Genomic DNA, 12,751 nt, shown 5'->3' on the forward strand with positions numbered 1-12,751 from the left:
CCGTGCTGCTCTGAGTGACCGTCCGAACCATGCGGCGACTGGGTCAACCGCTCATTGAGTGGTTCACCACATCGCTTATTGGTACACAGCATCACTCAGAGCATGGCAGGATGATCAGAGTTCTCCCAAAGAACCTCTGACGTCCTACCGCACGATCTTCGTGTTGATAGGGCTGTCGCACTCAGGCCGGGCTGCCAGGCCCGGCCTTTGTGTTGCCTGAGCGACTTACACCGATGTGCTTCGCCACCCCGACAGGTAGGAGTCTAGATCGCTTCGCCGACAACACCGGAGAAGCACGGCGACATCAGGTGAGGCGTTGCGCACACGTGTTTCAACAGCGCCCCGAGTCGACGATCCTCTTCCACCTGGATCAAGCCTAGGTGGGTCCGTAACACGACCCTACGCGTGTGGGTCATCTGCGCAGGTCAGAGCACTGTTGGCGTAACAGGACCGTCAGTCGTGCCGGACGTAGCGCGCATCGGCGAGACAGATCTCGCTGTCGAAAGGGCCGAAGTCGTCGCCGATCCCGCGCGAGCGGCTCAAGAGCCACATCTGTTCGCGGGCGTTACCACATATTCGGCAAGGGGTGGCGCTGGCGTAGACGACCCGCACAAGCTGGCGGCCATACCACAACATGCCGGGTGCGTCGAACCCGAAGTCCCAAAGGTTCGACGGGTCGCTTTCCAACTCGCGATGCACCTCCGGCGGCAGGTCAGCATCCTTGCGAGCCCGGTATTCGGCCTGCCGACACGCCCGATTGCAGTACCGCGTGCCCTGGCGCAGAGTCCCGGGCAGGCGTGTGCCGCATCGCAGGCAGCGCCGCGGTACCAGGGGTGCACTCATGGGGTCAATGTGGTCCGCCACGGTCGGCAAGCTGACCGAGCGCGGGCGTGCTCAGATACCGGGCGAGGGACTTCGAGTCGCGATGTACGGAGAAAGCACCGCCGGGGCCGGGGCAGCATCGCTCCTGAGACCTTCTCACCCATGTGGCTGCTCAGCGAAGGGTCCGTCCGTGGCCACGTCAGCCAACATGTCGCGTAGGCCTGTCAGTCGGTCGGGCACGTCGTTGATCGTCCGAGGCGGGCCCAGCGGCGGCGCCGCGGTATCTACCGGTGCAACACCTTCCATCGTCATCGCTGGACCATCTTGCTGTGCCGAGAGATGACCTGTTCGGCGGTCAGCCGGTGGCGCACCAGCGCAGCTGCCACAGCCTCTTCGTCGGACCACGACTCAGAAGTTGTCAGCTCCTTGACAAGCGCCTCCACGGCCTGTCGCAGATCGTGTAGGTGCGTCTTGGTCATGACCCGTGTGCCAGCAGGTACGTGCGCGTCGGTAGCCAGTTCCTCGAACGGATGCACGATTACTGGCGTCGCCTTGAAGGGCGCGGAGTAGCCATTGCCGAACCAGGTCATCGAGTGGACGAGTTGCTCTGCCTCGCTCTTGGTGATCACCGGGTCCTTGCGCGAGACGTCCGTCTTCAGTTCGATGACCGCGTACTGCTTCTTGGACAGCGCCCAGAGGTTGTCTGGGCCACCGTCGCGGTCTTCCTTCTCAGGCCGGCTCGATCCGAATCCGAGGTGAAGGCCGAGAAGGCGGAACTGTTCCTCGGCAAGGTCCGCGGCTTGCTCGACGCCCCAGCTGATGCTGTCGAACATGGAAGCGACCGTAAGTTCCATGGTGCGTGCGTCACTGTAATGCTCACCGAGATATGCCGCTGCCGCCTGGCCCTGCGCAGCGGGGCCAGCGACCTTCTTGCGCGATGGCGGCACGGCCGGCTTCAGGACTGCCGAGTTGAGCTTGCGGGCAGCGGCTAGTGTCTTCTGCGCTGCGGTCGGGTCGACGAAATGCTCATAGGTCGCCAGTTCCTCCAGGCACCACCCCTTCACGAGCGGGTCCGTGACCGTGTCGATGGCGGACCGCAACGCGAGCACGGCACCGTCAGTGTCACCGGCCATGGCTAGGTTGAACGCCTCCCGGCGCCCGGCGGCGAGCGCGGTCACGTTGCCCGTGGCGTCGTAGGTGACATCCGCAGTTGCCTCCAGGCTCTTGCTCACCCACTGGGTCTTGCGCTCTAGGAATGTGTCGAGCAGATTGGAGATTACGTCGATTCCCTCGCCTTCGATCTGCTCGGCGATTTGCTGGCTGAGTTCGATCTGTGCGCGCGTCGCGGGTGAGTAGAATTGCCGTAGTTTCGGGTCGCGAAGTGTGAGCGCGCTGTCGCTGGTCAGGAGAAGTACTGCGCAGTGATCGCCGACGTCGCGGATCCCCCTGCCCATGCCCTGCTCGATGCGTTGCACCTCGCGCGCTTTGAACGACATGGACCCGATCAGTGCCGCTGAGGCACGCTGCTCGTGCGGTGTCAGGGGCGTGGGAATGCCGTCGATGATCAACAGGCGGCATGCGTCTCCTGGCAGGTCGACCCCGTCGTACTTGTTGACGAGCACGACGACGCCGACGTGTTCCCCGTTCTTCATACGTTCGATCACGGGGCGCATGTCTGTGACGTGCAGGGTCTCGTCCGCGACGTGCAACCATCGCCTAGCGGCGTAGTCGCTGGGCACGAGCACCACCACGTTGACCGGCTTCGCAGCAGTCCTGCCGCCGCGGTCACCGTTGGCGAAGTCGCGCGCCAGCTTTCGGATCGCAATGTCGGTGAGCTGAGGGTTTATGGACAGCGGCGCGAGGATGATCCGGTCGCCGAGGTCAGACGCTTGCTTCGGAGTGATCGGCTTGCGCACCGCTTCGGGGTCGGCGTCGAGCTCGGTGACGAGCACGCCCTCATCCTCGAGCGTTGCGGTCAGGTATACCCGCCGCTTCGCCTGCCGGAAGGCCGGGATCAGCGCGACCTCCGGGCATGGGGTCTTGATCTCGACGCTCTCGGACGTCACGGTGATCGTCGCGAACTTCAGCGAGTCGGCCACAAACGGCCACGAATAGAACAGGGACTTGATGTTGTCGTCGTTCGCGTGTGGCCGCACGATCTCCATGACCTCACCGGCGCGGTCCGCGACTGCCTTGGGGGGAACACGGATCGGCGCGCCGAATTCACCAGACTGGATCTCCGCGAATGCCTTCGGGCTCTGATCGCGTAACTCGGCGGCGAAGAGGTTGAGCAACTTGTCGAACGCATTGCACGACGCCGGAACCCTCGCTGCAAACTGCCCGGCCGTCGCGGCGAGAGCTGCGTGCGCGTCGTCGATGACTACGACGCCGAGCGGGACGACCTTCTTCACGCCGCGAACGCCGAAGGTGCTGCGCCCATTAAGGAGCTTGTGGAACGTGGTGACTAGGACTGCCCGTGACGAGCGGAACCGCTCATCGTTCGCATCCATCGTTGCTGCGATCTTTGCGTCGTTCGCCTCATCCACGACTTGCTGGATCAGGAACTTGTCGGGTACGAGGAACACTGCGGGCCCCACGCCATCATGCAGGCTCGACTGCGCGATCAGCAGCCCGGTAAGTGTCTTGCCGCCGCCGGTGTTCTGCTTGAGAACGAGGTCGGAAGCGGGACGCCGGTCATACCAAGCTTCGAGAACCTCGCTCTGTTCTGGACGAAGACGCGGCCATTTGCGGCCCTGCAGTGAGGCGTAGATCTCTCGGGGACGGGTGAGTTTCGCGCCCTTGTTCGGGTTGATCTCGTCCCAGCGGATTGGCATCAGTGCCACCTTGATGATTGGCCGCGCATCACGCGGGCGCTTTGTCGAATAGGCTGACGAGGAATTTGATTCACAGCATCAGTGGCTTGAGTCCCATTGATCGAGCATTGCTACGAATTTGTCCAGGTACTCGGGGCATGCCGTCTCGATAGTGCGATACGCCGTCCACACACCCATCGCGGACGGTTCTGCATTCGGAGATGACACGTCGTCAAGGACGATGCCCCGCAGCCCGCCGCGCTCATCCAGAGTCGCGTTGTCCCGCACATTGGGGCAGACGAGCGCCTCGTAGGCCAGCCAGTAGTCCTTCTCGTCCAGGGCATGGACATAGGACGACAGTTCCCCATAGCGCTCCCACGGGCGCGCGGCGGCTTCGGCTGCCAGGGCTTCCTTCCGCCCTTCGCCGGTAGAGCGCGTCAGAGTCGCCTCCCACTTCGCCATCAGCGGGTGATCCGGGCACAGGGTAATGACGGCTCGCAGTTCCTTGACTTGCTCCGCTGAGAGGATCGTGTCGGACAGCGCGTAGTGGTCGTCCGAGCCGACTGCGAAGCACATGATGTAGAGGACGCCGATGTCAGGTTCGCTGCCGTCACCCGCGTACCCGGATGCTTCGTAAGCGGCAGTCTCGAAGCTGGTCAGCGGTGCTACGGCCCCGTCGTAGTAGTCACAGGACTGGTAGTTGCGATCCCACATGCTGGCAAGGTCAAGGCTCATCCCCTCGCCGGGCAGGGTGACTTCCACGCCCTCGTAGTCGCCGTCAGGGGTTTCACAATCGACCTCGAAGGTTCTCTCGGGTTCCTCGATCTGAGGCGCACCAGGAACAGAGGGAGCAGTGGAGGACTCCTTCTCCGACGGGACGGGGTCAGCTGTTGCGCCATCCGCGGCGCCGCAGCCAGCGGCAAAGCCTGCGACGAGAGCGCCGACGGCGATCGCCCGAAAGATGTCGTTCACACCGATTGAGAGCCTTCACCAGGCAAAACGTGACGCAAGCACCCGGGTGAACTCGGCCCAACGGCCCTCGTAATCTCGGCCGTGTAGCCCACCGGCTCATGGGTGATCTTCCCGGTTCACCCGCCCTTGACGGAGAACCCCGCCAAGCGATGCGGGAACCTCATCCCACCTGTGGGTTCACGTTGCACCCGCCGGCCACCGACTCACCTGTGCCGAATGTGGAGACGCCATGACCGAGCCAGTTCCTCTGCCCCCTTCTACCGCCCCGTCGGCCGACGGCAACAACGCGGCGCCTTGGGCGCGTGCAACGACCATGGTCGAACGCCGACCGGGCGCCTTCCTCGTCGTTGGCGTGTCGCTCATCGCGCTCCTCCTGACCGCCGTGTCGTTCTGGATATCAAACTTCAACTCTGCAGAGACGTGGAAGGCAGCGACCTACGAGGCTCGAGCCGACCGTGACGCAGTTCAGAGCGACCTAGCCAATGCCGAGAGCGAGATCGAGACGCTTTCAGCAGCGTCCGACGATCTGGAGCGGAAAGTCAGCAGCCTCGAAGGCGAGGCGGCTGCGGTCGCGCAGCAGGCGACGGACCTTGAGGAGCAGGCTGCGGAGGTCGCGGAGCGAGAAGCTGCCGTGAGCAAGACCGAGGACCAGATCGCGGCGAACACGATCACCGAGGGCATCTGGACGGTCGGGGTCGACATCGAACCAGGCACTTACCGGACCAAGGAGTCGCCCTACGACTGCTACTGGGCGATCTACACCTCGGGCACGAACCAAGACGACATCATCCAGAACGACATCGTTACTGGCGGCATCCCGACGGTGACCCTCAGCGAGGGACAGGACTTCGAAACGAACGGGTGCGGCGACTGGACCAAGTAATTTCGGCCGAAGGCACGATCGCTAGAACACCCCCGCGCTCCGTTTGCTTCAGTCGAGAAGGGTGACGATGCTCAACAACCGGGAACTCGCGTCCCTCATCCTTCTTGGCGCCATCGTGATCATCTGCGTGGCGGTGCCTGGGGTGCGGAGAACCCTAGCGCCCGGCGTCGCGGACGTGGCCCGGGCGTTATTCGTCTGGCCGATCCTCGTGATCTTCGCCGGGTTCTTGACATGGGTTTCGGGTTGGATAGCACTCGCCACGTGGGCCCACCTCTGGGAGCTTGGGCTCCTCAAAGACTCGATGATCATTGTCGTTACGCTCGGGTTCCCACTCCTGTTCCAGACTGTCACAGCCAAGTCCGGCACCGAGATCTTCCATAAGATCCGCGCGGAGGCACTCTCGATCTCGGCGTTCCTGCTCTTCTACGTCAACCTCGAATCCCTTCCCCTCTGGGGTGAGCTCATCTTGCAGCCACTAGCGGTGTTCGTTCAGCTCCTCGCTATCACAGCCGGGCAGAGGTCCGAGCATCGGGCGGTTCAACGGCTCACCTCGGTGATACTTGTCCTGATCGGAACGGCGATGTTGGCGTGGAGCACCGTGCAGATCGCCACGAACGCCGGTTCCAACGACGTTCTGCTGCTGGCCCAGACTCTCGGGCTGAGCGTCTGGCTACCAATGGTCATGTTTCCGTACTTCTACGGTGCCGCGTTCTACGCCTCTACCGAGTCGATCCTTCGGCGTGTTCAGCGGCTCGGCGGCGAGGCCCAACCGTTCCGCGTCCGTCTCGCAGTCTTCCTCGGGCTGCGGTTCTCCGTGAAGCTCGCGTCTCGCTTCAACGGGCGATACGACAACGTCGCACGGGCCGCGACTCTCAGTGCGGCTCGGCAAGGGATGCGCAACTTCCGCGCGGATGTTCGCCGTCGGGCCGAAGCCGAGAACGAACGTCTCGCGGACCTGGAGCGACATGCGGATGTGACCGGTGTCGACGAGAACGGCGCGCAGCTCGACCGTCGAGAGTTCGACGTCACCAAGGAGCGACTTCACTGGATCTGGACGACGCAGACCGCCTACTACGAGGACAACTGGAACCGGTTCTGGAACGAACTGACCGACATGATGGTCAGCGCGGATCGCCATGGCCTGCCTGAGGACCACGGGTTCGTCACTGAGACGACCAAGGACCACCAGAAGTGGCGCACATGGAGACGACTCCCGAGCGGATGGGTTCTCGGCATCGGGGGAACCGCTCGAGGTGACAAGTTTCTCTACCAGAGCGCAGACCCGCCGACCTCTTGGCCACCCGACCCGCAGCAGTGGACGGATGCCGCAACGGAGCACTCGCCGAGCGACTGGAAGCGTTCCGACGATTCGCACCTGTGAGGCACGAGTTCGGTCACGGTCTGCAGCCAGTTTCCTGCGCGATACCGGCCCAGCGTCACGCAGGATCACGCCTGGCCTCAGTTCTTGAGTTTCTCCGTCGCGACGAATCTCGCGCCCCACAGCTGGACCCAGTGCCCTCCCCATTCGGGGTCTGCCCGGCCCCTACCCCCGAAATGTCACATGCCGATACCTGGCTTGAGGCGCGTAGCGTCTGGCCGCCGAACCTGCGCGATCTGGGGTCGTGGCGCTCGACGTAGCGCCGCAGCAGCGCGCGCGGCGTCGACAGCCTGGGCATCAGTCGAAACTGGGTCGTTGCCGAGCGGTGCGACGCTGGTGATGCCGTAGCGGTCGCGGTAGGCGGCGATCATGCCGGCGGCGGCCTGCCAGGTGTGTCGGGCTCCGGTGTCGTTGGGTTCGGGGCCGAGCGCGGCGAGCCAGGGTTCATGGTCGCGTGTGGCGCGTTGGACGAGGTCGGTGATGCGTTGCTCGATCAGCGTCGCCCGCTGTTCGAGCGCCAGCCGGTATTCGTCGGTCATGGGTCCGGCGGCTTCGGGGATGAGGCCGGCGATCCGGCGGGGTGGACGTCGTTGGATGGTCAGCCCGTCGTGGCGGGCGGGGTGTGCGGTGGCGGTGGCGAGGCGGTGGTGCAGGACGGCTGCGGGGTCGTCGGTGTCGTCCAGGCCACGCTGAGTGACAAGCTGGGGCAGCACGTGTTCGACGTCGTGGCCGTCGGCTTCGGCTCGACGGAGCTCGGCGGTCAAGGCCCCGAACGCGGGCGCGGTGATGACCTGATCCGCGTCCTGGGCTGAGAGCCCGCTGTTGTGGAGCAGGTTCGTCCAGCGGTCGCGCTGAGCAGCCCCGGCCAACGTTTCGTACTCGGCGGCGAGCTGTGCGACCGATCCCCACCGCTCCGCTTCATCCTTGCCGACCTGGGTGGCGGCCTTTTCGGCTCCGACCGTGCGGACGATTCCGGCCAGGATGCTCCTGGGTGTGGGGTCCTCGTGGTCGTCCGGGGTGATCTCCAGTGGCGTGTCAGTAATGACGTAGGCGGTGTTGCTCTCCCGGCCGCGGGTCAGGCCGACGTACAGGTTCTCCCGGGTCATCCCCGGCCCGGCGATCAGGTGGCCGGTGTCCACGGTGAGGCCCTGGGCACGGTAAGTGGTCACGGCGTAACCGAGGTCGAGGTGCTCCGTAGCGTAGACAGCAGGCAGCACGACCGTGTTGCCGTACTTGGCCTCAGGCCGCCGCACGACGACCGACCCATCCAGGCGGACCTTCACGAGAGTCCACCGGTCACCGTTGCGCACCCACGACCCGTTCCGTGTGCGGAGCCGGCGGTCGTTGCGGCGGGTGATGACGACGTCCCCGGCCGACGCGTCGAGCCCGTCGGCGAGGCGGACGGCCCGGCCGGGATCGGTGGCCCCTGCTCGGAGTCGTTCGCCGCGGGCCCGTTCGTTGACGGCCCGCACGGTCTCGCCGTCCGAGGCCACGAGCACGGAGGCCTTGCCAGCAGCGAGGTCGGCCTGCCAGGCGGCATACGCGGCCTCGACCATGGCCTGGGCGTCGCCGTCGCGAACCCGGCCGTTCTCGAGGTAAGCGGCAATGGCTTCGTCGCGCCCGTGGCGCAGGGCCAGGGAGGCGTGCTTCTCCCACGCGTTGACGAACCGGTGCACCTCATTCAGCTCCGGTGCCCCGTCCTCGGTCTCGCGTGCGGCGGCCAGGAAGGCGAAGGCTCCGCCGGCCTCGACCGCCTGGAGCTGGGCCGGGTCACCGACCAGCAGCACCTTCGCCCCCACCTCGGCCGCGTGTGCTGTGATCCGGTCCAGTGTCAGCGTCCCGGCAAGGGTCGCTTCATCGACGATGACCAACTGCCCCGCGCTGAACGCCGCGCCCTGGTGGATGTGGTCATAGAGCCACTTGGCCGTGTTTTCACACCCGATACCCAGATCCTCGGCCAGGACCGCCGCCGCAACCGCGGACGGCGCAAGCCCGACGACCGACCCTCCCCCGTGCTCGTGCTCCCACGCCGCGCGCAGCGCGTGCATCGTGGTGGTCTTCCCCGTCCCGGCCGGACCGACCAACAGGTCCACCTGCCTCGCGGAGACCGCGACTCGGACGATGGCTTCGGCCTGCTCGGCCGAGACTATCCACGCCCGCTCGCCGGGCCCGCCCTTGGTGATCGCGTAGTCGACCGCGTCCAAAGTGATCGTCGGGCCGGTGCGGGTGCCGGCCCGGTCCAGGAGGCGGGCCTCGGCGTCCAGGAGGGCTTGTGAGGAGTACAGGGCCGAGTCTTTCGGGCGCAGGATGCTGGTCCCGTCCGGACGGCGGAACTCCGCGGGGGTGGCGGCCAGGTCGGGTGGCGTCAGCCGCACCGAACCAGCCTCGGCCCGATCGGTGATCGCGGCGAGCACGGCCATGCGCTCCTCGGCGGTGGCGAACCGGAGGGCCTTGGTCTGCCGGGCGGCCTCGGCGTACAGGTTCCAGCGCCGCCACACCGGCTTCTTCTCCGAGACCGCGATCACGACCGTCTGGGCGAGGCGGTCGATGAGGTCCAGCGGGATGTCGTCGGCCCGCAGCATCCGCGGCGGTGTGTTCGAGACGAGTTCGCTGGCCCACGTTGCGGGGTCGCGACCCAGGATCTCGGCGGTGCGTCGCCGCCACATCGCGGTCAGGTCGGCCAGCGAGTGGTGGATCTTGTCCGGACGGGTCTCCTTGCTGGCCTGCTGCCGGTACTTGTTGATCGTGCTCCGGCCGGGCCGGCGGCCGTACTTCGCGACGTGCTGTGCGATCAGCTCGTCCGCCCGAGGATTGATCTCCTCGGACCGCTGCGAGAACGCCACCACCAGGTCGTCCGGGACGCCCGTGATCGACCAGCCCGGGTTACGGCCCTGACCGGCCCTGGCCCGCAGCTCCCAACCGACGCCCAGGACACGGGTCAGGTCGTCCATCACGATCGCTTCGTGCAGCTCCGACATCGCGACCGACGCGGCATACAACCCGCGCCCGTCCAGGGACCGCCATTTCCCGTCCAGCAGCGTCTTGACCTTCGTGGAGACCACGACGTGGGTGTGCAGGTGCGGGTCATTGGCCCGCGAGTCCCAGTGATCGAAGAACATCGCGATCAAACCGGTGACACCGACCTGCGCGACAGCGCCGCCCTCCCCCGCCTCGCTCGTCGCGTTGCCGGCCACGGCGACGCCGGTCCGGGTGGCGGCCAGCTCGCGTTCCATGAACGCGAACACCTTGACCACCGCTGCCTTGTGGACGGCCGCGATCTGTTCCTGGATCCCGGCGTCGGACACGCCCCACAGGATCGAGGCGGCCTTCGGTAGCGCGAACGTGAAGTCATACCCCGCCACCGCCTTCCGAGACTTGCCACCGTTACCCTTCCCATACACCGGATAGGCCCGGCCGAGCTGCTCCCCGGTGATCGGGTCCAGGCCCTTGCCCGCCAGCCGAGCCATCTGCTCCTCAGTCACCAGATCGCCGACGAGCAGGCGGCCCAGTTCGTCCGAGCCCAGGCTCGCGAGCCCGGCGCCCATCCAACGTCCCAGCGGTGTCCCGGTCTCGGTGTAGTACCGCGTCAGCGGGGTACCCATCGAGCGGTCCCCATCCCCGGCCGCGACCGACTTCATGAAGTACGAGTACCCGTCCCCGGCCGACATCTTCGCGATCGTCACAGCCATACGCCGCACACCTCCTACAGCAGGAGGTGGCCGGGCCGCACCAAGACCGACAGCTGCTCTAGGTGCCTCGACCTGCAAGAGGCGTGACCCGATCTCGGGGCGGATCTGCGGGACCTTGGTTTCTAGATGTTCTGCCTGTTATGCGTTTTCCGCTGTATATGTGCCTTATGGCCGAACTTGGCTTGCTCGGATTGTGGCGTGTGGCTTGTGCGTCCTGTCATGCTGCGTAACGTGTCTGGCGCGGGCTGGAGACGCGGGCGTGGGTCCCCCTCACGACGCCACCCGCCCATGTCCCCCACCGCTCGTGCAGGTCGCTTAGCGTTCCGGCGTTGCTATGCGACGACGGGCGGCTTCGGCACGGTCACCGTCTCGGGCGAGGATGCGTTCGTGGCTTCCGGCCTTGCTCCGAGCAGGTCGTCAAGCAGGTCGAGTGTCACCCCGAGCGCGTTCGCGATCCGTGGCCGGGCCCAGAGCGACGGCATCGTATCGCCGGACTCCCACCGAGCGACCGTTGACCGCTGGACGCCGACTTCCGCGGCGAGGCCTTCTTGCGTCTTGCAGACCTCCCGCCTGCGGCGGGCGAGTGCACCGCGCCGTGGTCTGACCGCCGGGCTCTCCACTTGATCGACTGAGGCGAGGCGAGTCGGTTCGTCGGCGGTTGAAGATTCGTGTTCGGTATTCGCGAGCACGACCACGATCACGGCCGCGCGGTCGTCTCCCGTGGCGAGTTGTTCGAGCGCCTGCGTGTCACCGGCAGCGTGGAGGAAGCGCTGGATGTCGCGCTTCTGGAGAGTCACTGCTTGGGTTGCCATGCGTCCCCCTCGATGGATGGTTCCCGACAGAACCAGACTCCGGGAGTCGCAAGGCTTGAGGTACCCCACGGTGGGGTACCACCGTCCACGGCAATGGTTGACGAAGGACGTCAGGCGGACTCGGGGGTAGCCGACCCCATCCATGCCGCCAGGGCGCGCACCTCTTCGCCTGCCTTGCGGTGCTGACCCGCCAGGACGCGGACGGCCTCCCGCGCCATCGGGTGGTACCGCGTCTGCTGTGGCGCGACGGTACGGGCTTGTTGCAGTGCAGCCAACGCGGCGTCGCGCTCGCCGACGGCGATAAAGGCGCGCGCGGCGTCGATGAGGTGGTGGCCACGACGGGTGCGTGGCATCGAGCCGGGCAGATGGAGTTCGCGGGCCCGTTCGGCGGCGACGTCAGGGTGCTTGAGCTCGATCTGCGCGGCGATGTCATGGACGGCGGTGTTCACGGGCCCGAACGTCAGGTGGTAGTGGATGCGGTCGACGCCGTCGGGCACGTACTCGGTCAAGCGCCGCGCCTCCTCCAGGTAGTGCGCCGTGGCGTCTTCGTCACGAGCACGGGAGGCCTGCGTAACCTGCCGGAGCCGGATGCTGCCCAGCAACGTGACCGCAGCGCCGGACGGGTCGGCGCCGACGGCGTCCTGGAGCTGGTCGTAGGAGAGCTCCAGCAGTCGCAGCCCGGTGTCGTAGTCCTTGGCGACCTGGAACCCGTTGGCGCGGGTCCACTGCGACAGGCCGATCGACAGGGGGTCGTCGGCCAGCGACGACGCCCACTGCAACCGTTCTTCCAGGATCGAGGCCAGGTCGACGTAGCCGAGGCGCGAGGCGAGGCAGTAGGCCATGTAGTAGCAGGAAGCGAGAAGGCGGGCCGCGCGACGGCGGGCCTTGCCGTCCAGGTGGTGCACGCACGCGGTGAGTTCTTCGAGGAGTGCAGGGAGCATCTCCCCCAACGCGGTGTACCGCGCGGCAGCGCGGTAGTTCGTGGCCTGGTCGACGTCCCGGGCGATGGCGTCGAGAGATCGCGGGACGGGGCGCCATTCCGGCGGGAGGTCGTAGGCCCGAGCGATCCCGCGGATGGCGGCGATCGGCGCGTGGACGCGGGCATCGGCTCGTTCCCGGCCGCGGTAGGGCTGACCGGTGAGTTCCTCGACACTGACCGCGAGCGTGCGGGCGGCGGTGTTGAGGAAGCCGTAGGTCGGCAGGCGTTCGCCTTGCTCGACCTTGCGGATCGCGCCGAGCGAGAGGTGGGCGTGGTCCGCGAACTCGCGCTGGGTGTAGCCCGCGAGTTTGCGATAGGTCGCGATGCGCGACCCGACGGTCTCTTCGCCGCTGCCGGTCATCCTGACCTCCCCTCGCCAACAGGCACCTCGCGTCAGGGTACC

8 protein-coding genes are annotated in these 12,751 nt (G+C 66.2%); 2 read left to right on the plus strand and 6 right to left on the minus strand.

Going from position 1 to position 12,751, the window contains the following annotated elements:
* Positions 1 to 453: 453 nt before the first annotated feature.
* The 3 genes from AC0QU1_RS23465 to AC0QU1_RS23475 all read right to left on the minus strand — a co-directional run bounded on the left by AC0QU1_RS23465 (position 454) and on the right by AC0QU1_RS23475 (position 4,607).
* Positions 454 to 843 (minus strand): hypothetical protein, encoded by a 390-nt coding sequence (locus AC0QU1_RS23465; RefSeq protein ID WP_483572858.1) that lies wholly within the window; start codon positions 841 to 843, stop codon positions 454 to 456.
* A 287-nt stretch (positions 844 to 1,130) separates the two neighbouring features.
* Positions 1,131 to 3,656: a DEAD/DEAH box helicase family protein gene (locus tag AC0QU1_RS23470; protein ID WP_483572859.1), complete on the minus strand. Its 2,526-nt coding sequence runs from the start codon at positions 3,654 to 3,656 to the stop codon at positions 1,131 to 1,133.
* 78 nt (positions 3,657 to 3,734) lie between these two features.
* Complete coding sequence (locus AC0QU1_RS23475) at positions 3,735 to 4,607, minus strand: hypothetical protein (protein ID WP_483572861.1); 873 nt, start codon at positions 4,605 to 4,607, stop codon at positions 3,735 to 3,737.
* A 229-nt stretch (positions 4,608 to 4,836) separates the two neighbouring features.
* On the opposite strand from AC0QU1_RS23475, the gene AC0QU1_RS23480 reads away from it, so the two are divergent.
* Both AC0QU1_RS23480 and AC0QU1_RS23485 read left to right on the plus strand, forming a co-directional pair.
* Positions 4,837 to 5,490: an Rv1352/Rv1906c domain-containing protein gene (locus AC0QU1_RS23480; RefSeq protein WP_483572863.1), complete on the plus strand. Its 654-nt coding sequence runs from the start codon at positions 4,837 to 4,839 to the stop codon at positions 5,488 to 5,490.
* A 67-nt stretch (positions 5,491 to 5,557) separates the two neighbouring features.
* Positions 5,558 to 6,871 (plus strand): hypothetical protein, encoded by a 1,314-nt coding sequence (locus tag AC0QU1_RS23485; protein ID WP_483572865.1) that lies wholly within the window; start codon positions 5,558 to 5,560, stop codon positions 6,869 to 6,871.
* A 176-nt stretch (positions 6,872 to 7,047) separates the two neighbouring features.
* Here the strand turns inward: AC0QU1_RS23485 and mobF are convergent, their stop codons facing one another.
* The 3 genes from mobF to AC0QU1_RS23500 all read right to left on the minus strand — a co-directional run bounded on the left by mobF (position 7,048) and on the right by AC0QU1_RS23500 (position 12,709).
* On the minus strand, positions 7,048 to 10,635 hold the full coding sequence (gene mobF, locus AC0QU1_RS23490; RefSeq protein WP_483572866.1) for a MobF family relaxase: 3,588 nt from the start codon (positions 10,633 to 10,635) through the stop codon (positions 7,048 to 7,050).
* 254 nt (positions 10,636 to 10,889) lie between these two features.
* Positions 10,890 to 11,369 (minus strand): helix-turn-helix transcriptional regulator, encoded by a 480-nt coding sequence (locus AC0QU1_RS23495; protein WP_483572867.1) that lies wholly within the window; start codon positions 11,367 to 11,369, stop codon positions 10,890 to 10,892.
* 110 nt (positions 11,370 to 11,479) lie between these two features.
* Positions 11,480 to 12,709: a helix-turn-helix domain-containing protein gene (locus AC0QU1_RS23500; RefSeq protein WP_483572869.1), complete on the minus strand. Its 1,230-nt coding sequence runs from the start codon at positions 12,707 to 12,709 to the stop codon at positions 11,480 to 11,482.
* Positions 12,710 to 12,751: the final 42 nt, after the last annotated feature.

The sequence above is a fragment of the Promicromonospora noduliphila genome, from assembly GCF_056951025.1.